We start from the raw sequence: 19,375 nt of genomic DNA on the forward strand, positions 1-19,375 counted from the left end.
GCATGGTTGGCGTTCACACAGGGCCCCGGCGCTCCCGCCCCGTTCGAGAGGACACACCCATGAGTACGGCCGCACCTCCCCAGAAGGTGGCTCCACCGCGTCGGCGGGACCGCGAGCGGACCGGCGGACGGCTCTCCAACGGCGCGTTCGCCCTGCTCCTGACCGCCCCCGGACTCGCCCTGTTCGCGGCGATCATCATCTATCCGCTGCTGTCGGCGCTGTTCACCGGGTTCTTCAAGCAGGACCTGCGGCTGCCGGGCCGCGAGTTCGTGGGGCTGGAGAACTTCACGTACTGGCTGGACGGCGACTTCCTGACCATCTTCAAGCAGACGATGATCTTCACCGTCGGCGCGACGATCGTCCCCTTCGTCCTCGGTTTCGCCCTCGCACTCGCCCTCAACACGGGCCTGAAGGGCAGCGGCTTCCTGCGCGGTCTGTTCCTCTTCCCGTGGGTGATCCCGGGCGTCGTGGTCTCCTTCCTGTGGATGTGGATCTTCAACGCCAACTACGGCGTCCTGAACGGCATCCTCATGGAGGCCGGGATCATCGAGGAGTCGGTGTCCTGGCTGGGCCAGTCCGGCACCGCGATGCTCGCCGTCATCGTCACCAAGACCTGGGCGAGCTTCCCCTGGATGATGGTGATGCTGCTCGCCGGGCTCCAGACCGTGCCCAAGGAACTGCACGAGGCGGCCTCGATGGACGGCGCCGGATCGATCCGCCGCTTCTTCAACGTCACCTGGCCGCAGGTGCGCGGCGTCGCCTCGATCGTGCTGCTCCTTGAGTTCATCTGGAACTTCCAGCACTTCGACACCATCTACGTGCTCACGGGCGGTGGCCCGGCCGGATCCACCGAGACCTTCGCGACCGCCGTGTACCAGACCGCCTTCAAGGGCTTCGACATCGGCCGGGCGACCGCGCTGGGCGGCCTGTGGATGCTGCTCCTGCTCGTCCTCGTCGTCGTGTACCTCAGAATCAGCGAGCGGAAGGGCGACGACGCCTGATGACCTCCACGACCCCCATGACGCGAGCCACCTCGACGGCTCCGACGGCCGTCACGCCGGCCGGGCGCACCTCGCGCCGCCGGATACGCAAGGACCTGCTGCGCTCGCGGATCGCGGCCTGGACCGCGGTCGTCGTCATCGGCGCCTTCGGTCTGCTGCCGGTCTACTGGCTGCTCGCCACCGCCCTCAGCAGCCCCGATTCGACCTTCCAGTTCCCGCCGAAGCTGATCCCCACCGATCTGACCCTCGGCAACTTCACGGCCCTCGCCGAGAACGACCAGCTCATCAAGTACCTGGTCAACTCGCTGATCGTGGCGACCATCACCGCCGTCCTGAGCGTGGTCGTCGCCACGTACATGGGCTACTCGTTCTCCAAGTTCCGCTACCGCGGCCGGCGTTCCCTGATGCACCTGGTGCTCGCCTCGCAGATGTTCCCGCAGGCCCTGCTGCTGGTGACGCTGTACGCCGTGTTCTCCAGCTTCGGCCTGCTGAACACGTACACCGCGCTGGTGCTGTCCTTCACCACGTTCACGATGCCGCTGTGCGTGTGGATGCTGAAGGGCATCTTCGACACCATCCCGGACGCCCTCCTGGAGGCCGCGTCCATCGACGGCGCGTCCCGCTGGCGCACCCTGCACTCCATCGTCGCGCCGCTCGCCGCGCCCGGCATGATCGCCGCCGGTCTCTTCGCCTTCGTACGCGGCTGGAACGACTTCATCTTCGCGGTGACGCTCGCCGACAAGGAGAAGCAGACCCTGCCGCCCGGCCTCGTCTCCACCTACATCGGCGAGTTCCAGACGGCCTGGCCCGAGCTGATGGCCGCCTCGCTGGTCGTGTCCGTCCCGGTGGTCGTCGCCTTCATGTTCCTCCAGCGCTACCTCGTCGGCGGCATGACCGCCGGCTCGGTCAAGAGCTGACCTTCCCCGCTGCTCCCCCACGCACCTCACCCTCCCTTTCACTCCCCATGGAGACACCATGACCACCTCTGGCATCAGCCGTCGCGGTGCGCTGCGCATGTTCGGCATCGGCGCCCTCGGCGTGGCCGGCGTCGGCGCGCTCGGCGCCTGCGCCCCGTCCGGCGCCAGCACCTCCTCCAACGGCGGCGACACCAAGTCGAAGAACTTCGACTTCACGTCGTGGTCGCTCAACGAGGAGGCCGCCAAGCCGTCGATCGAGAAGATCATCAAGGCGTGGGAGAAGGAGCAGGGGTCGAAGATCCGCGCGGTCTCGTACCCGTACAACGAGTACCTGAGCCAGCTCACCCTCAAGCTCGGCGGCGGCGAGACCACCGGCGCGGTCCACCTCGACATCGCCTGGCTCGCCGCGGTGGCCCAGATGGGCAAGCTCGCCGACCTCGGACCGGTGGCCGGCAAGGGCGGCTACACGGACGTGGCGCTGGACAGCGGGAAGTACGACGGCAAGCAGTACGGCCTGCCGTGGAACACCGGCTCGATCGGTGTCATCGCCAACTCCAAGCTCCTGGAGAAGGCGGGCATCAAGAAGCACCCGGTCACCGTCGAGGAGTTCGAGGACGCGCTGCGGGCGCTGAAGGGTCTCGGCGGCGGTGTCGTGCCCTACGCCGCCGCCACCAAGGTCGCGCAGCTCAAGGACATCTTCCCGTGGATGCAGACCTTCGGCTGCACGCTGCTGGACGGCAAGAAGGTCACCCTCGGCGACGACGCCTCCGTCGACGCGGTCACCTGGTACAAGAAGCTGCACGACGAGCGGCTGATCGCCGCCGACGTGGACCGCTTCGACGCCCGCGCCCTGTTCAGCCAGGGCAAGGCGGCCTTCTACGACGACGCCATCATCGGCAAGGGCGTGACGGCCTCCCAGTCCAAGGACAAGACGCTGGCCGACGCGATGCAGCCGATGAAGCGTCCGGTGCTGAAGTCCGGTGACACCCCGCAGGCCCTGCTGTGGGGCGGAGTCATCGCGATCGTCAAGGGCAAGGGCCAGGACGCCGCCACGGACTTCGCGCTGCACGCCACCTCCGACCAGAAGACCGTCGCCCAGTACTTCACCGAGCGCGCCCTGCCGCCGTCGACCACGAAGGGCCTGGCCGACCCGCAGGTCGCCAAGGACACGTTCAGCGCCGAGTGGACCGAGAAGATCACGCGGACCGCGACCGGCAGCCCGTTCTGGCAGTTCGCGCAGAACGCGCAGATCGAGGAGGCCGTCGCCAAGCAGGTCCAGGCCGTCCTGGTCGGCAAGTCCAAGCCGAAGGACGCGATGAAGCAGGCCGGCGAGGAAGTCGCCGCGCTCATCAAGCGCTGACCCGGCGGACCCCCGTCACGCGCCGACCCGGCGCACACCCCCACGACCGGGCCCGGTGACCGTCGAACGACCCTCACCGGGCCCTTCGCCATGCAGCACGCGAAGCACGCCCAGCACGCCCTCGTAGGTCCCCACACACCATCGAAGGAGCTCGTCTTGCGACGTCCCACGGCACGCACGTCCGCCGCCTCCGCCGCGGCCCTGGCCGCCCTGCTCATGCCCCTCCCGGCCGCCCACGCCGACGGCGCGGAGGCCACCGCCACGGCCGCGGCCACCGCGATCGAGAAGGTCCCGTACGCGATGGACTCGTCCAACCAGGCCGCCTGGTGGACGCCCGCCGCCACGTACAAGGGCCGCGGCCAGTACACGTACTTCGCGTTCAACGAGCCCGGCACGACGGCCGCCACGCACCGCTCGGCCGTCGCGCGCCGCGACCCGGACGGCGTCTGGAGCCGCCTGCCGCTGCTGGGCAGCGACGGGCAGCAGGCCGAGTTCGCCGACGACAACGGCCACAACCAGCCCTCGATCGCCCGCGACGGCAGCGGACGGCTGCACGTCTTCACGTCGATGCACTGCGACAGCTGGCGCTACTTCCGCACCGACGCCCCGGGCGGCGCCGTCACCGACCACGCGTCCGGGCTGCCCGACCAGGGCCAGGGCATCACCTACCCGGTGCTCACGACCGCCCCCAACGGTGACCTGTACCTGGCCGCCCGCGTCGGCTGCGGCAACACGCAGCGCGACGGCAAGCTCTACCGCTGGGACAACGCGGCGGGCACCTGGAGCGTGGTGGCCACCTTCGGCTCCGCCCTCAACCGGTCCGTCTACCCCGACGACCTCACCGTCGACGCGTCGGGGCGGGTGCACCTGCTGTACGAGTGGGCCAAGGCACCCGCGTCGGCCTGGCGCCACCAGCTGTCCTACCTGCGCTACGACCCCGGCACCGGCCGGTTCGCCGATCACGACGGGGCCGCGGTCACCGTGCCGACCACGCCCGACACCTCCGACGTCATCCAGGGCCTGACCACGGGTGAGGAGTGGAGCATCGACAACGCCGGCTACACGGGCCCGACGGTGCAGAGCGCCAAGCTGACCCTGGACGGCGACACACCCAAGGTCGCCTACCGCTACCGCTCGGCCGAGAGCGGGGGCGACTTCCACGTGTACTACGCGTACCCGAGCGGCACCGGATGGCTCCGCAAGACGGTGTACGCGGGAGCCACCAACGCCGCCCTCGGCATCACCTGGGACGAGACCGACACCAAGCGGATCTACTACGTGACCGCGTCCGGCACCGACCGCGTCTTCATGGCGACACAGACGGCGGACGGTACCTGGACCGCCGAGTCCGCCGCGCCCGGAGTGAGCGCGGACCGGCTCGCGGTGCGCCGTGACTCGGACGGGAACGACGTGCTGTACCTGCCGGTCACGGCGAGCAACTCGCTCTACTACGGCCTGCGTTGAGCTGAGAGCAGGGGTCAGGCCTCCGAGACGGTGGCGGTGACCGGTGTGCCCGCCTCGACCGTGCGGCTCACCGTGCACAGGCGGTCGTGCGAGCTCTTCACGGCCCGCGGCAGGATCGCGCGGGCCCGGTCACCCTCCGGCCCCTCGGGGAAGGCGACGTGGAAGGTGACGGCGAGCCCCGCCATCCGGTTGCCGCCCTCGTCCACGACCTTGTCCCCGGAGGCCGTGACGGTGAACGCGTCCGGCTCGGCGTGCCGCGTCGTGGCGACCTCCACGTCGACCGCGGTGCAGCCGCCGAGCGCGGCGAGGAAGAGCTCGACCGGGGTGAAGTCGCTCCCCTCGCCGGTCCCGAAGGTCAGCGTGCCCCCACGGGCGTTGGTCGCGGTGAACCGGCCCGGACCGGCACGTTCGATGGACACGGAGCGCAGTGCGTCGTCAGTCATGGCGCCGACAGTACTGTCCCGCCGCGCGGTCGGCAGGAAAGGCCCCCGTCACACCAGTCCCGTCACGGTGACCGTCACCCGCGCCCGCGTGTCACCGTTCGGGACGGACTTGGCCAGGTGTTCCTCGGCCGTACGGCGGGCGGCGCGGGCCACGTCCACCGTGCGGGCGTGGGCGAGCGCGACGAGTTGGATCTCGATGCGCCAGGGGCCGTCGGCGTCCCGCGGCGGGGTGAGGCGCACCCCGGACGGCCTGCCGCCCGCGGGCGGCACCGGGCGGGCGAGCGCGGAGCGCAGGCGTCCGGCGAGGTCGGGCTTGAGGAAGGCCACGCCGGGCAGTTCGGCCACGGCGCGGGCGATGTCGTCGATGAGCTGGGCGAGGATGCTGGTACCGGTCATGAGGGGCGGCCGCCTTCCTGGCCATCCGGCGTGCTGTCGGTCGGGTCGATGAGGTCGGTGACTCGGATGTCCACACATCCGATGGGCACACCGAGGTCGCGGTCCGCCGCGTGCCACACCTTCGTACGGACGTCCACCGCGATGTCGGGCAGGGAGGCGTCGAACGGGGCGTGGATCTCGAGTCTGACGTCGACCCGCTCCGGTCCGCCCTGACCGGGCAGGATCCGCAGCCGGCAGGAACCGGCCCGCACACCGGGCACGGTCTCCGCCGCCGCACGCAGAGTCCGTGCGGCGACCGCCTCCATGACCCACAGGTCCTCGTCGGGCTCGCCGAGGGGCAGCGGACGGCCGGGACGCAGTTCGAGTCGTACGACGTCCATGACGCGGCGGGTCAGCGCGGCCGCGTCGTCGTGGACGGCGCCGTCCAGGGAGGCCTCGTCCAGGTCGCGCACCACGGACTCCAGCTGGTCGAGGTCCCGGGCGGCGGCCCCGCAGTGCGGGCAGGCGCCCAGGTGCGGGTCGTCCGACTGGTCCTCCCACGCGGACCACACCTGGGACAGCAGCCGACCGCACGGCAGTCGCTCGTCGTCGGGGTCCTCGGTGTGCGTGTTGGGCGGGTCGGTGTGAGCGGTCATCGCCAGGCCCCCAGTGCTTGAGTCAGGCTGCGTCGTGCTCGGAAGACACGGGCGCGGACAGCCTCCTGGCTGATCCCGACCGCGTCCGCGATGAAGTCGTAGGGCCGGCCGTCGAGTTCGCGCAGCACCCAGCACGCGCGCTGTTCGGCCGACAACTGGTCGAGGGCCGCGCCCAGTTCACGTACGGCGTCGCGGGCCTCGGTGATCCGGGCCGGTGACACCGCGTACTCGGGCGCGGGGACCTCCGCGGCCGTCTCCAGCGGCACGACCGCCCTGCGCGAACGCAGGATGTTCAGGCAGCGGTTGGTGACGATGCGGTACATCCAGGTGCCGAACGACGCCGAGCCGTGGAACTCGGGGAGCCGCCGCCACGCGCTGACGAAGGCGTCCTGCACGGCGTCCTCCGCCTCCGTGCGCGCGCCGAGCAGCCGTGTGGCCAGTCGCAGCAGCGCCGGGGCGTGCCGCTGGACGAGAACGGCGAAGGCGTCCTCGTCTCCTTCCGCGGCCCGGACCGTCAGCAGCGCGTCATCGGTCGCGCCGCGGCCCTCCGGGGGTGCGGTATCTCTGGGGGCGCCCACCACTGAGCGGCTCCTCTCGTCTCTTCCTGTCCGTTGGACACACCTGGGCCGCATCTGTGACGCGGCATTTTCGCGGCCCGATGCGACGGGGGTGGCCGAGACCGGCGGGGGCCGGTCCGCGCCGGCCGTTCCGACGTCGGACCCTCGTCGTCGGGCCCTCGGCGTCGGAAAGTTCTTTCCTTTCGTGCGTCACAGATGCGTCCGCGGCGGGTCTATCCACGTAAGGACATCTGACCGACCGCAGGAAGAGGGACACGCCATGAGCACCAACACGCAGAGCGCACCGGCCGCCAAGAACGTGCCGCTGGAGCGCACCGGCCGGCAGGCGCAGACGACCGCGGTGTTCGGCGGCGCGACGGGCACCGACCAGCCCGCCGCCGACCGCGGCAGGACGTCCATCGCCGATGTCGTCGTCGTGAAGATCGCGGGTATCGCCGCGCGGGAGATCCCCGGCGTCCACGACATGGGAGGCGGCCTCTCGCGCACCATCGGCGCCGTGCGCGACCGCGTCCCCGGCGGCCGGCCGAACGTCGGACGGGGTGTGAAGGTCGAGGTCGGCGAGCGCCAGACGGCCATCGACATCGACCTGGTCGTCGAGTACGGGGTGCCGATCTCGGACCTGGCCCGCGACGTGCGCGAGAACGTGATCTCCGCGGTGGAGCGCATCACCGGTCTGGAGGTCGTGGAGGTGAACGTCACGATCAACGACGTGCACCTGCCCGAGGACGACGAGGCCCCCGCCGCGGAGACCCGCGTGGAGTGACCGTTCGGCGTCGCACGTACGGGCCGACGGAAGGAGGCCGGGCCGAGGGCGGCACCGGCCGAGAAGGGGTGAGGTGGCAGTGACCAGAGCGACGACCGGGGTGCTCGCCGGGATGGCGTTGGCGTTCGCGGGGTTCTTCGGGGGCTTCGGGGCGTTCCTGCTCGTGGCCGCCCTCGGCGCGCTGGGCGGGGCGGTCGGGCACTGGCTCGACACCGGCGGGCGTGTCGAGGACCTGCGCGGCAGCTGGGAACGGGGCCGGCGATGACCGGGGCCGCCGAGCGGGGCACGACCGTCGTCTCGGGCAGGGCCGTCCGCAGGATCGCCGGGCGCGCGGCAGGCGAGGCCACGGCGACCCCCGTCCGTACGGGGTCGGGGACCGCGACCGTGCGGGGGCGCCGGGCGGACGTCGGGGTGAAGGTGGCGCTGCCGTTCCCGGCGCCGCTGCCCGAGACGGCCCGCCTGATCGAGGCCCATGTGACGGACCGGACCCGCGAGTTGACGGGCCTTCATGTCACTCCGGCCCGGGTCCAGGTCACCGAACTGCTGCCTGTGCCGGGTGCGGGGGCTGGGGCGGCGACAGGCGTGCGGGGCGCTTCGCGCTCGGCGGGGCCGGCAGGTGTGTCGGGCGGGTCCGGGCCGGCGGGCGCGGCAGGTGTGTCGGGCGGGTCCGGACCGGCGGGCGCGGCAGGTGTGTTGGGTGCGTCCGGTCCGGCGGGCGCGGTGGCTGGTGGTCCGGGCGCCGGGGGCGCCAAGCCCCTGGGTCCCGGTGACTCGGGCTCCCGTACGCCCCTGCGCTGGTGGTCGCCGCGCAGGCTGCCGGCGGCGCTCCTCGCGCTGGCGGCCGCCACCGTCTGCGGCGCGCTGGCGGTCGACCTGGTCAGGGTGCACTGGGCGGACCGCACCGCCGCCTCCTGGCGCACCGGTACGGTCCACTGGCTGGAGCGGCACGGCCCCGACGCCCCGCTCGTGGGCATCGCCGCCGCCGCGCTCGCGGTCCTCGGCGTCCTGATGATCGTCCTCGCGGTCAGCCCCGGGCGCCGTGGGCTGCTCACCGTGGTCTCCCCCGCCGCACCGCTGCGGGCGGCCATGGACCGCCCGGCCATCGCGCTGGTGGTGCGGGATGCCGTGGGGGACGTCGCGGGGATCGACACCGTACGCGTCCGGGTGCGGCGGCGTCGCGTCGTCGTCCGGGCCCAACTGGCCTTCGGGGACAGGGCGGTCGCGCGAGCCGCCGTCGGGGCCGCGGCCCGCGGCGTCCTCGACGACTGCCGCCTGCGCCGCGCGCCGGGACTGCGCGTGAAGGTCCGTCCCGGCGAGGCCTGGAGCGCTGGGACGGCGACCGCGCCGGGACCACGTACTCCCGGCGACACAGGAACCGGAACAGGCACCGACACCGACACCGACACCGACACCGACACCGAGAACGGCACCGACACACCAGAAGTACCTCGCGAGCAGAAGGGCCGTGCCACTGATGCCCCGTAGTCGTACGTTCCTCAACCGGATCGCACTGGCCGCGTGCGGCGTGCTCGCCGTGGCGGTGGCCGGGTGGCTCTGCCTGGGGCGGACCTCGTGGCGGCCCGCCGCCCTCGACGCGTGGTCCGGTCTCGGCGCCCGCACGCCGCTCGTGCCGTCGGACCGGCTGGCCTCGCTGCGCGCCCAGGAGTGGTGGACGCCCACCGTCATGGCCGTCTCCCTCGCCGCCACCGTCCTGCTCGCGTGGTGGGCCGCGCGGCAATTGCGCACCGGAAGCCACCGCACGGTGGCCCTGCCCGCGTCGCGCAGCCGACTGCGCACCCGCGCGCTGGAGGACACGCTGACCGGTCTCGTGGAGGACATCGACGGGGTCGCCGACTGCCGGCCGCGCGTACGGGGCGGGTCGCGAACGGGCCGGCTGGACGCCGTGGTGAGGGTGCGTCTCCACCAAGACACCACACCCTCCACCGTCCTTCCCCCGCTCACCAGGATCGCCTCCGACACGGGGGACGCTCTCGCGCCGTACCGTTTCCGCATGCATATCCGCTTCACCGCCCGCGCCCATCGCAGGCCGCATGTCCGCTGAACCGGACGCCGTCGACAGATCGTCGCGCGGCCGCGGCCCGCGCCGTCTCTTCCCCAGAGGTGACATCCCCGCACCCCCTGTGTCGGCGTGGAGAGTCGCCCTGCGCCGCACCCCGGTGTCGATGTGGCGCGACGACATCACGGACTCCGCGGCGGCGCTCACGTACTACGCGATCCTGACCGTTCTGCCCTCCCTGCTGGTCATCTCCCTGGCGTTCAGCCTGATCAGCCCGGACACGGCCCAGGAGTTCGTCGCCCACGTCAGCGAGTACGCCCCCGGCCAGTCCGGCAACCAGTTGCACGACGTGCTCTCCCGCGCGCTGCGCCACGGCACGGCCGCCTGGACCCTGCTGTGCGTCGGCGCGGTCAGCGCCCTGTGGTCGGCGTCCAGCTACCTCGCGGTGTTCCGGCGCGCGGTGCACCGCATGCACCGGGTGGCGGACCGCCGCTCGACCTGGCACAAGGCCCACCGCATCCTGGGCACGGCGCTCGCCCTGCTGGGCATCCTCGTGCTCAGCGCCCTGGTGCTCCTGCTGACCGGCCCGGTCGCCGGGACACTGGGCCGCTACTTCGGCCTCGGCACCGCCGCCGCGTGGGCGTGGAGCCTACTGCGGTGGCCGATGCTGCTGTGCGTGGTGGCCCTGCTCGTCGTCATCGTCTTCCGCACCGGTCCCGCGCAGGCCCGCGTCCGCGCCCACAGCATCCCCGGCGGCGCCCTGGCCGCCTTCCTGTGGCTGTGCGTCTCCGCCGGATTCGCCTTCTACACCTCGCAGTTGAGCACCTACAGCAAGCTCTACGGCTCTCTGGCGGGCGCCGTGGTCTTCCTCATCTGGCTGTGGCTGTCCAACCTCGCGCTGCTCGCCGGCGCGCAGTTCACGGCGGAGCTCAGCGAGTTGGAGCGGCAGGCCTCGGACTGAGCCCAAGGCCACCCCGGGGCGCGGGCGGCGCCGCGGCAATGGTTCTATTGGTTGCGCAATATTGAAAGCGTTACCTGTGGTGCCGCGCCGCGCCGCCGCCAGGCAAGGAGTGCCGGATGTTCTCGGATGTGGGCCCGCTGGAACTGCTCACGATCGCCGCCATCGGCGTGCTCGTGTTCGGCCCCGACAAACTGCCGGAGTTCCTGCAGAACGCGGCCCGCACCGTGCGGAAGATCCGGGAGTTCTCCGACAGCGCCCAGCAGGAGATCCGCTCCGACCTCGGCCCGGAGTTCGAGGACTTCGACGTCCGGGACCTGCACCCGAAGACGTTCGTACGCAAGCACGTACTGAACCCGGACACCGATCTCGGCCGGGAACTGGGCGAACTCCAGGAAGCACTCGACCCACGACGCGATCCGGCCGCCACCACCACCACCGCCGTCACCACAGCCCCCACCGCCACGAAGCCCGCGGTCAGCCTTGCGAAGAGCGGGGGACCCCACGGCGCGCCGCCCGCCTTCGACCCCGACGCCACCTGACCGACGTCACGCCCGCATCACACGAGTCCAGGGAAAGTGTCATGCCGAAATCCCCGCCCGCGAACATCCCCGCCACCGGCGACACTTCCGCCGAGGAGCTGGCGATCCTTGAGGGCGGCCCCGCCCACGGACTGCGCCTGCACGTCACGGACCGCCCACCGGTGGTGCAGGTGACCCGGCCCTGCGCCATGGAGGAGCCACCCGCCTCACAGGGCCTGCGCGCCGAGGCCCTCTACGTCTACCGACGCGACCTGCACGTACAGCAAGCGCCACTGCGTTACGGGTTCGACCGGGCGAGTCCGTGAGCGCGAGGCAGAACGGGTGGCCGTACCAGCATCCCCTTGCACAGCTATAGAGTTGCGCAACCAAGCAACGTACGAACACGAACGGAGACCGACCTCCACATGGGCATCATCAGCTGGATCCTCCTGGGCCTGATAGCCGGAGCCATCGCCAAGTTCCTGCTCCCCGGCCGCGACCCGGGCGGCCTCATCGGCACCACGCTCATCGGCGTCGCCGGCGCCTTCGTCGGCGGCTGGCTGTCGGCCCGCCTCCTCGACCGCCCCATCACGAAGGACTTCTTCGACCTGCCCACCTGGGTCGCCGCGATCGGCGGCTCCCTGGTCCTCCTCATCGGCTACCGGCTCCTGTTCGGCAACTCGCGGGACTGAGGCCGCCTTTCGCGCCGAGGCGCGCAGATGCCGAAGCGCGCGGATGCCGGAGCGTCGGGGCGGCGGGGCGTCGTGCCGTTGGGTGCATGCCCGGAGCGGCATTGAGTTCTGCGTAACTCCGCGCCCGGCATCTGCCACCCACGCCCCCGCTCTGCTACGCAAGGGGCAGGCCCCTCACGGGCACAGCCGGTGCGCCACGACGGGCCAGGGGGAACCATGGCCGATTCCGTGAGCCGTCAGGGGCCGCGCGTGCCCGTCACCGACCCCAGGGTGGGTGTCGACGTCGACGTCGAGCGGGAGGGCAGGCCGAAGCATCGGCTGGTCACGATCGGGGATTCGCTGACGCAGGGGTTCCAGAGCGCCGCCGTCTTCAACACGGGGCTGTCGTACCCGGCGATCGTCGCGTACGAGATGGGGTGCGCCGAGCAGTTCCGGTATCCGCGCTACGACGGTTTCGGCGGGCTGCCGTTCAACATCGAGCTGTTCCTGCGTGATCTGGCGGACCGTTACGGGCGGTCCGTGGATCTGTGGGAGGCGCCGTTCGCGCTGTTCCGGGCGCGGGGGCTGATGGACCGGGTGGAGGACTACTGGGAGCGGGGCCCCGGTCTGGCGGTCCCCTCGACCACGGCCGTGATGCACAACCTCGCCGTGTTCGGGTGGGACCTGCGGGACGCGCTGTCCAAGTCCGCCGACGCGTGCCGCAAGCGGATCGGCACCCCGAAGGACGACGCTCTTTTCCAGATCGTCCAGAACGCGGGTGAGCGCGCCGCCCTGCGCGTCCTGCCGACCCAGCCCCCGGCGGCCGGGGCCCTGACCCAACTCGGCGCGGCCGCCGTGCTCGGCGAGGACACCGACGGCACCGGCTCCGAGCACGGCATCGAGACGCTGGTCGTCTTCCTCGGCGCCAACAACGCCCTCCAGGCGGTCACCGAACTCAAGGTGACCTGGAGCGAGGCCCCCGATTACGCCGATCTGGATCGCAAGGGGCGTTTCACCGTGTGGCGGCCGGAGCACTTCGAGGCCGAGCTGCGTGCGGTGGCCGCCGCCGTCTCCGACATCAGGGCACGCCACGTCGTGTGGTGCACGGTCCCGCACGTCACCATCGCGCCGATCGCCCGTGGCGTGGCGGGCAAGACCGAACCGGGCTCGCCGTACTTCCGGTACTACACCCGCCCCTGGATCAGCGACCGCGACTTCGACCCCGACCGGGACCCGAAGATCACCGGTGCGCAGGCGCGGCAGGTGGACGAGACGATCGACACGTACAACGACCTGATCACCGCGGTGGTCCGCGAGGGCCGGCGCGCCGGAATGGACTGGTACCTGCTGGAGACCAGCGGCCTGCTGGACCGGCTCGCGACCCGCCGGTACGGCGACGATCTGTCGGCGCGGCCCGACTGGTGGCGGCCCTACCCGCTGCCGCCGGCGCTCCAGGCGCTGACGCCGCCGCCGAACTCCCGCTTCCTCGCGGGAGAGGGGGAACGGCGCACGAACGGCGGCCTGTTCTCGCTCGACGGCGTCCACCCGACGACGGTCGGGTACGGCATCGTCGCGCAGGAGCTGATCAACGTGATGCGGCTGGCGGGGGTCGAGTTCTTCCGGCCCGACGGGCGCACCGCCCGCCAGGACCCGGTGCTCGTCGACTTCGACCGCCTCATCCGCAACGACACCCTGATCAACCGTCCTCCGGCGAATCTGGATTCGAGCCTGCGGATCCTCGGCTGGGCCGACGAGGCCACGGACCTGTTCCGACGGATCTTCACCGGCTTCTGACCATCATCGCGGCAGACCACCACAGCGACTCACCAGCACAGCGACCGACCACCACCGCCGCTGATCGCCGACGGGCAGGACGTCGGGGCCGGCCCCGGCGCCGGGGCGCCGCCTCGACGGCCGGGTCCTGCCCCGGCAGCGAGCGGGCGTTCACCCGCTGACACCCCGTTGCCCCCGGTGCCTGGCGCACCCGGCTCGGGTGATCTTGGATGGAGTCCGGCGCTCGTGCCCGGACCTGACCGATCTCACCCTCCGGAGGTGGCTGTGGAGACGACGCTCGTCGCGGTCCTGGGGGTGGTGAGCATCGTGGCGACCGCCGTGTTCTCCGGCCGTCTCGGGCTCGCCGCCCCGCTCGCCCTGGTCGTGGTCGGGCTCGGGCTGAGCTTCGTACCCGGTGTGCCGCATCCGGAGATCGACCCGGAGTGGATCCTCGCGGGAGTGCTGCCGCCACTGCTGTACTCGGGCGCCGTCAACATGCCCATCACGGACTTCCGCCGCAACCTCAAGCCGATCACCGGGCTCGCGGTGGTGCTGGTCGCCCTGTCGACGCTGGGCTGCGGGTGGCTGTTCCACTGGCTCGTCCCGGACATCGGGTGGCCGGCCGCGTTCGCGCTGGGCGCCGTCGTGAGCCCCACGGACGCGGTGGCCGCCACGTCGGTGGGGCGGCGGCTCGGGCTGCCGCACCGCCTGCTGACGCTCCTTGAGGGCGAGGGCCTGGTCAACGACGCGTCGTCACTGGTGCTGCTGCGCTCGGCCGTCGCCGCGATGGCGGGCGCCGTCTCCGTGTGGGGTGTCATCGGGGACTTCGTGTGGGCCGTGGTCTGCGCGACCGCGGTGGGTCTCGTCGTGGGGATCGTCAACGTCCGCGTACGGGGCCTGCTGCGGGACTCCGTACTGAACACGGCCGTGTCGTTCATCGTCCCGTTCATCGCCTACGTGCCCGCGGAGGAGTGGAACGCCTCGGGGGTGCTGGCGGTCGTGGTCGCCGGGCTGGTCACGGGGCACCTCAGCCCCCGGTACCTGCGGGCACAGGACCGGCTCGCCGAGGCCGTCAACTGGCGCACCCTCGCGTTCCTGCTGGAGAGCTCGATCTTCCTGCTGATGGGGCTGAGCGTGAAGGCGCTCGTGGACGAGGTGCGCACCGACCACCTCGACATGGGGCGCGCGCTGTGGATCGGGCTCGCGGCCAGCGCGCTCGTCATCCTCATCCGGATCGCCTTCACCGGCCCGCTGGTCGCGATGCTGCACCGCGAGAGCCGGCGCGCCGAGCGCAGCAAACCCGTACTCGACCGCATCCAGGAACGCCTGAACAACCCCGACGCGGTCCCGGACCACCACCCCACCACGGAGCCGCCCCGGCACCGGACCCGTCGGCGCAGGCCGCGCGTCGACACACCCGAGCAGCTCGCGCGGTTCCAGCGGCGAGTCACCAAGGTGCGCGCGGACGTGGAGTTCCACACCACCCAGAAGCTCGGCTGGCGCGGCAGTGTCGTCCTCGCCTGGGCGGGAATGCGCGGCGCCATCACCCTGGCGGCCGCGCAGACCCTGCCCGAGGACACCCCGGCCCGCCCGCTGCTGATCCTGATCGCCTTCGTGGTGGCGACGGTGACCCTGCTGCTCCAGGGCCTGACCCTGCCCCCGGTGATCCGGGCCGTGCACGTGCCACCGGACGACACCGCCCGCCGGCGCGACGAGTACGTCTCGCTCCTCAAGGCCTTCAACGCCACGGCGCTCGACCTTCTCGACGACGAGGACCTGCGCCGCCCCGACGGCAGCGCGTACGACCCCGACGTACTGGATCAGCTCCGTCGCGACCTGCGCCTGCGCGACCCCTCCGAGATGCCCGAACCGGCACCGACACCGGACCTCGATCCGCGCGTCCAGTACGTGGAGTTGAAGCTGCGCGTCCTGGACGCGGAGACCCGGCGACTGGCCCGGGAACGCTCGCGCGGCACGTGCAGTTCCGTCGTCCTGGGACAGGCACAGCGGGCCCTCGACACGGAGGCGGCGCGGCTGGAGCAGCTCAGCGACCGGAACGTCGACTGAGCAGGACTGAGCAGGAAGGACAGCAGAGCCCCGTCCAGGGCCCCCTCACCGCCCCCGTTCGACGGGCCACCAGCGGAGCCCTGGCCGGACACGAGCGCAGCTGGTGGCCTTCTGGTCACTCAGGCGAAGCTCAGCACTGGTTGGGCACGTTGCCCGTCTCGCTCCCCTTCAGCAGGCCGCCCCAGATCCAGCTCGAACCGGAGCCGAGCAGAACCCACTTGTCGTGGGAGTAGCCGTTCTGGCTCACCCACTGGCCGTGCGCCCAACAGATGGCGCTGAGTTGGTAGTTGGCGGGCACGGAGTAGTTGATGCTGCACGCGGTGGAGGCACAGCTACGGATGTTCGCGCCGGTCCACGTGTAGACCCACGTGTTGGCGACGGCCACGTCGGCCGCCTTCACCGGCCGCACGTCCCGGTCGGCGGACTCCGCCGCCGCGGCGGTGGGCGCGGACATTCCCGCGGCGGCCAGCAGCCCGGCCGCGATCGTCGTCATGACCTTGGCTCTCATACGCATGGGAAGACTCCCCCTGTTTCCATGTGGTCAGCTGGGACATCCAGCGTGAAAGACGCTAACCGTGATCAGTCGCCCCAGTTAGTCATGTACTGGCCAACACCGGACCGGGAGACGGCCCTCCGCTCCCCCTGGACCGACAACCGCATCGCAGCCACTGAGCAGGGGAACTCCCCCAAGGCGCGACACCGACACCGAACACCCGCCGGCTCGACACCCGGCGCCCGGTCACCGCCGGCCCCCGAAGGGCCGGACCGCTTCCCCCTGGTCAGTCAACACGGTTGCCGCATAAGCCAGTTGGCGACACTCACCCCACTGGGACACGGCGGGATCCCACCCCCCGGCACGTCCGCCCACTGAGACGGAACTTGACCGGCGGGTTCCGGTGCGGAACATTTTCCTAGTAATTCGGTAGGGATAGTAGGCAAGAAGGGAGGAGGGGTCGTGCAAGCTCTTGGTCTGACGTGGTCCGCTCCCGCCTCCCGGCCCGCGCACGGCGGATCCGGCGTCGGCGCGCTGCTCGTCGCACGCCGGCACATCGACCTGTGCCGGCACATGAGCGCCTGCTGTCGGCGCTGAAGCCCGCCCTGCGCGCCGCGCTCACGCCCACACCCACCAGTCACGCGTTCTGTGAGGTACTCCCCCGCCATGTCCAAGCTCACCTTCCACTGGTTCCTGCCCACCACCGGCGACAGCCGCCACGTCGTCGGCGGCGGTCACGGCTCGACGCCCGGCGCGGCCGGTGGTGACCGTCCGGCGTCCGTGGAGTACCTGGGCCAGATCGCCCGCACCGCCGAACAGCTGGGCTTCGAGGGGGCGTTGACGCCGACCGGCGCCTGGTGCGAGGACGCGTGGCTGACGACGGCGATGCTGACGCAGGTCACCGAGCGCCTGAAGTTCCTCGTCGCCTTCCGGCCCGGCCAGATCTCCCCCACCCTCTCCGCTCAGATGGCCGCGACCTATCAACGACAGTCCCACGGACGCCTGTTGCTGAACGTCGTGACCGGCGGCGAGAGCGCCGAACAGCGCGCCTACGGGGACTTCCTCGACAAGGACCAGCGGTACGCGCGCACGGGCGAGTTCCTCGACATCGTGCACCGCCTGTGGGACGGGCAGACGGTCGACCACCACGGCGCACACCTCCGCGTCGAGGGCGCCCGCCTGAACCGGCTGCCGGACCCGGTGCCCCAGGTCTACTTCGGCGGCTCCTCCCCCGCGGCCCTGGACGTCGCCGCCCGGCACACGGACACGTACCTGACCTGGGGCGAGCCGCCGCAGGCCGTCGCCGAGAAGATCGCCGAGGTCCGCGGGCGCGCCGAACTCCTGGGCCGCACCGTCCGGTTCGGCATCCGGCTGCACGTCATCGCGCGGGACACCGCCGCCCAGGCGTGGGCGGAGGCCGAGCGACTGCTCCAGGGCATGGATCCGGAGCGTGTCGCCGCCGTCCAGCACGGCCTCGCGACGTCCGAGTCCGAGGGCCAGAAGCGGATGCGCGCCCTGCACGCCAGCGGCACCAGCTCCGACCTGGAGATCTACCCCAACCTGTGGGCGGGCGTCGGCCTGGTGCGCGGCGGCGCCGGTACCGCCCTGGTCGGCAGCCACGCGGAGGTCGCCGACCGTATCGAGGAGTACCACCGGCTGGGCATCGACGAGTTCGTGCTCTCGGGCGTGCCGCACCTGGAGGAGGCGTACTGGTTCGGCGAGGGCGTCCTGCCGGTGCTGGCCCGCCGCGGGCTGTGGCACCACCCGGCCGCCCCGGCGCCCGTCGAGCCCGGCACCGTAGCGTTCGCGGGCGTGTGAGCAGGGCCATGAACAGCGGCACGGAAGCACAATTGACGGATGCTCAGGCCACGGCGCCGGGAACGAGCACCGGCACGGACGGCGACGGCACCACCCCCGGCCGCACGTTGCGGACCGTCGTCCTGTCCAGCCTGCTGGGCACCACCGTCGAGTGGTACGACTTCTTCCTCTACAGCACGGCGGCGAGCCTCGTCTTCGGGAAACTGTTCTTCCCGGAGACGAACGGCACCGTCGGCACCATGCTCGCCTTCGCCACGTTCGCGGTGGGCTTCGTCGCCCGTCCGCTCGGCGGCCTGCTCTTCGGGCACATCGGCGACCGCGTGGGCCGCAAGCGCACCCTCGCGTTCACCATGGGCCTGATGGGTGTCTCGACCGCCCTGATCGGCCTTCTGCCCACCTACGAGCAGGTGGGCGCGCTCGCCCCGATCCTGCTGCTGGTCCTGCGCGTCGCGCAGGGCGTGGCGCTCGGCGGCGAGTGGGCCGGGGCCGTCCTGCTGGCCGTCGAGTACGGGCCGGAGGGGCGCAAGGGCCGGTTCGGCAGCTACCCGCAGATCGGCCTGGCGCTCGGACTCGCCCTGGGCACGGGCGTGTTCGCGCTCCTGAGCAACGTACTGAGCGACGACGCGTTCCTCGGCTACGGGTGGCGGGTCGCGTTCCTGGCCAGCCTCGTTCTGGTGGCGGTCGGTCTGACCGTACGGCTGAAGATCGACGAGACGCCCGCATTCCGCGCCGTACTCGCGCGGACGACAGCACCCCGGGCTGTCCCCCTGGTCGAAGTGGTGCGCGACCGCCTGACGCGCCGCCACCTGTTGCTGGGCATGGTGTCCCGCTGGGGCGAGGGCGTGGCCTTCAACACCTGGGGTGTCTTCGCCCTCACGTACGCGACCGGAACGCTGCACCTGCCGCGCACCGCTGTGCTGTTGACGGTGACGGGTGCGTCGCTGGTGATGGCGGTGCTCGTCCCCGTGTCCGGGCGGCTGGTGGACCGGTTCGGCGCGCGGCGCACCTACATGACGGGCATGGCCGCGTTCGGCGTAGCGGTCTTCCCCGCCTTCCTGCTGTTCGAGACGGGCGGTGTGCTGGGCTTCGCCGTGGCGCTCGTAGTCGCCCTGGGCATCGTGCACGCGGGCTTCTACGGGGCGCAGGGCACCCTGTTCGCCGCGCTGTTCCCGGTGCACGTGCGCTACACGGGCATGTCGGCCGTCTACCAGGTGTCCGGCATCTTCGCGTCCGGCATCACCCCTCTGCTGGTCACCGCCCTCCTCGCGCTCGGCTCGGGCTCGCCCTGGCCGGCATGCGGCTACCTCGTCCTCTCCGCGGTGGGCAGCGTCTGGGCGACGTCCCGGCTCCGCGAAGAGGACCTCTTCGTACGAACCGGCCGGGCCCCCGACGGCGAGGCCGGCGCCCCGACCGGCGAGGGGCGGCGGCCTGCGACAGCGCGGCCGCGGTCGAGCGCTCGCGTCTGAGCAGCCTCCCGGCGCCCATGGGCCGCGCCGCTCG

Annotated in this window: 22 protein-coding genes; 17 read left to right on the forward strand and 5 right to left on the reverse strand. The window is 71.7% G+C overall.

The genetic code is table 11. The annotated features are described in order from the left end of the window. Positions 1 to 59: 59 nt before the first annotated feature. From ACYBSK_RS23165 to ACYBSK_RS23180, 4 genes are all read left to right on the forward strand, one after another. Positions 60 to 1,001 carry a carbohydrate ABC transporter permease gene (locus tag ACYBSK_RS23165; protein ID WP_460243161.1) on the forward strand — a complete coding sequence of 314 codons (942 nt, stop codon included), beginning with the start codon at positions 60 to 62 and terminating at the stop codon, positions 999 to 1,001. Beyond that, entirely contained in the window at positions 1,001 to 1,918 is a 918-nt protein-coding gene (locus ACYBSK_RS23170) for a carbohydrate ABC transporter permease (protein ID WP_457479139.1), read from the forward strand. Before ACYBSK_RS23165 ends, ACYBSK_RS23170 begins: the two co-directional genes overlap by 1 nt. Positions 1,919 to 1,976: 58 nt before the next feature. Continuing rightward, on the forward strand, positions 1,977 to 3,278 hold the full coding sequence (locus ACYBSK_RS23175) for a sugar ABC transporter substrate-binding protein (RefSeq protein WP_460243162.1): 1,302 nt from the start codon (positions 1,977 to 1,979) through the stop codon (positions 3,276 to 3,278). 156 nt (positions 3,279 to 3,434) lie between these two features. Next, the gene (locus tag ACYBSK_RS23180) at positions 3,435 to 4,742 is read left to right on the forward strand and encodes a BNR-4 repeat-containing protein (protein ID WP_460243163.1); all 1,308 of its coding nucleotides are present in this window, start codon (positions 3,435 to 3,437) and stop codon (positions 4,740 to 4,742) included. A 14-nt stretch (positions 4,743 to 4,756) separates the two neighbouring features. Here the strand turns inward: ACYBSK_RS23180 and ACYBSK_RS23185 are convergent, their stop codons facing one another. From ACYBSK_RS23185 to ACYBSK_RS23200, 4 genes are read right to left on the reverse strand one after another with little or no spacing between them, the layout of a single operon-like run. Further along, on the reverse strand, positions 4,757 to 5,185 hold the full coding sequence (locus ACYBSK_RS23185; protein ID WP_460243164.1) for an OsmC family protein: 429 nt from the start codon (positions 5,183 to 5,185) through the stop codon (positions 4,757 to 4,759). A 48-nt stretch (positions 5,186 to 5,233) separates the two neighbouring features. After that, a complete protein-coding gene (locus ACYBSK_RS23190) occupies positions 5,234 to 5,581 on the reverse strand; it encodes a hypothetical protein (RefSeq protein WP_460243165.1) in 348 nt (115 codons plus the stop codon). Then, positions 5,578 to 6,216, reverse strand: coding sequence for an Asp23/Gls24 family envelope stress response protein (locus tag ACYBSK_RS23195; RefSeq protein WP_457479144.1), 639 nt, complete (start codon positions 6,214 to 6,216; stop codon positions 5,578 to 5,580). Before ACYBSK_RS23195 ends, ACYBSK_RS23190 begins: the two co-directional genes overlap by 4 nt. Then, entirely contained in the window at positions 6,213 to 6,797 is a 585-nt protein-coding gene (locus ACYBSK_RS23200; protein ID WP_457479145.1) for an RNA polymerase sigma factor, read from the reverse strand. The genes ACYBSK_RS23195 and ACYBSK_RS23200 overlap by 4 nt, the downstream gene beginning before the upstream one ends. A gap of 256 nt (positions 6,798 to 7,053) precedes the next feature. On the opposite strand from ACYBSK_RS23200, the gene ACYBSK_RS23205 reads away from it, so the two are divergent. From ACYBSK_RS23205 to ACYBSK_RS23250, 10 genes are all read left to right on the forward strand, one after another. Next, a complete protein-coding gene (locus ACYBSK_RS23205) occupies positions 7,054 to 7,557 on the forward strand; it encodes an Asp23/Gls24 family envelope stress response protein (protein WP_457479146.1) in 504 nt (167 codons plus the stop codon). A 73-nt stretch (positions 7,558 to 7,630) separates the two neighbouring features. Beyond that, positions 7,631 to 7,822, forward strand: a complete 192-nt coding sequence (locus ACYBSK_RS23210) for a hypothetical protein (RefSeq protein WP_457481987.1) — start codon at positions 7,631 to 7,633, stop codon at positions 7,820 to 7,822. Then, the gene (locus tag ACYBSK_RS23215; RefSeq protein ID WP_460243166.1) at positions 7,819 to 9,042 is read left to right on the forward strand and encodes a DUF6286 domain-containing protein; all 1,224 of its coding nucleotides are present in this window, start codon (positions 7,819 to 7,821) and stop codon (positions 9,040 to 9,042) included. Before ACYBSK_RS23210 ends, ACYBSK_RS23215 begins: the two co-directional genes overlap by 4 nt. Continuing rightward, positions 9,032 to 9,619, forward strand: a complete 588-nt coding sequence (locus tag ACYBSK_RS23220; RefSeq protein ID WP_460243167.1) for a hypothetical protein — start codon at positions 9,032 to 9,034, stop codon at positions 9,617 to 9,619. The genes ACYBSK_RS23215 and ACYBSK_RS23220 overlap by 11 nt, the downstream gene beginning before the upstream one ends. Then, positions 9,609 to 10,535 (forward strand): YihY/virulence factor BrkB family protein, encoded by a 927-nt coding sequence (locus ACYBSK_RS23225; RefSeq protein ID WP_460243168.1) that lies wholly within the window; start codon positions 9,609 to 9,611, stop codon positions 10,533 to 10,535. The genes ACYBSK_RS23220 and ACYBSK_RS23225 overlap by 11 nt, the downstream gene beginning before the upstream one ends. Before the next feature lie 116 nt (positions 10,536 to 10,651). Then, a complete protein-coding gene (locus tag ACYBSK_RS23230) occupies positions 10,652 to 11,074 on the forward strand; it encodes a sec-independent translocase (RefSeq protein WP_460243169.1) in 423 nt (140 codons plus the stop codon). A 41-nt stretch (positions 11,075 to 11,115) separates the two neighbouring features. Further along, on the forward strand, positions 11,116 to 11,379 hold the full coding sequence (locus ACYBSK_RS23235) for a hypothetical protein (RefSeq protein WP_460243170.1): 264 nt from the start codon (positions 11,116 to 11,118) through the stop codon (positions 11,377 to 11,379). A 99-nt stretch (positions 11,380 to 11,478) separates the two neighbouring features. Then, positions 11,479 to 11,745, forward strand: coding sequence for a GlsB/YeaQ/YmgE family stress response membrane protein (locus tag ACYBSK_RS23240; RefSeq protein WP_457479152.1), 267 nt, complete (start codon positions 11,479 to 11,481; stop codon positions 11,743 to 11,745). Positions 11,746 to 11,961: 216 nt separating this feature from the next. Further along, positions 11,962 to 13,518: a hypothetical protein gene (locus ACYBSK_RS23245; protein ID WP_460243171.1), complete on the forward strand. Its 1,557-nt coding sequence runs from the start codon at positions 11,962 to 11,964 to the stop codon at positions 13,516 to 13,518. Positions 13,519 to 13,776: 258 nt separating this feature from the next. Beyond that, positions 13,777 to 15,564, forward strand: a complete 1,788-nt coding sequence (locus ACYBSK_RS23250; protein WP_460243172.1) for a cation:proton antiporter — start codon at positions 13,777 to 13,779, stop codon at positions 15,562 to 15,564. A gap of 130 nt (positions 15,565 to 15,694) precedes the next feature. Here the strand turns inward: ACYBSK_RS23250 and ACYBSK_RS23255 are convergent, their stop codons facing one another. Next, positions 15,695 to 16,078: a hypothetical protein gene (locus ACYBSK_RS23255; protein ID WP_460243173.1), complete on the reverse strand. Its 384-nt coding sequence runs from the start codon at positions 16,076 to 16,078 to the stop codon at positions 15,695 to 15,697. A 441-nt stretch (positions 16,079 to 16,519) separates the two neighbouring features. On the opposite strand from ACYBSK_RS23255, the gene ACYBSK_RS23260 reads away from it, so the two are divergent. The 3 genes from ACYBSK_RS23260 (at position 16,520) to ACYBSK_RS23270 (ending at position 19,341) form a co-directional block, all read left to right on the forward strand. Further along, positions 16,520 to 16,654 (forward strand): hypothetical protein, encoded by a 135-nt coding sequence (locus ACYBSK_RS23260; protein WP_460243174.1) that lies wholly within the window; start codon positions 16,520 to 16,522, stop codon positions 16,652 to 16,654. 69 nt (positions 16,655 to 16,723) lie between these two features. Continuing rightward, positions 16,724 to 17,875, forward strand: a complete 1,152-nt coding sequence (locus ACYBSK_RS23265) for an LLM class flavin-dependent oxidoreductase (protein WP_460243175.1) — start codon at positions 16,724 to 16,726, stop codon at positions 17,873 to 17,875. 32 nt (positions 17,876 to 17,907) lie between these two features. After that, entirely contained in the window at positions 17,908 to 19,341 is a 1,434-nt protein-coding gene (locus ACYBSK_RS23270) for an MFS transporter (protein WP_460243176.1), read from the forward strand. Positions 19,342 to 19,375: the final 34 nt, after the last annotated feature.

The organism is Streptomyces sp. BYX5S (genome assembly GCF_054724165.1).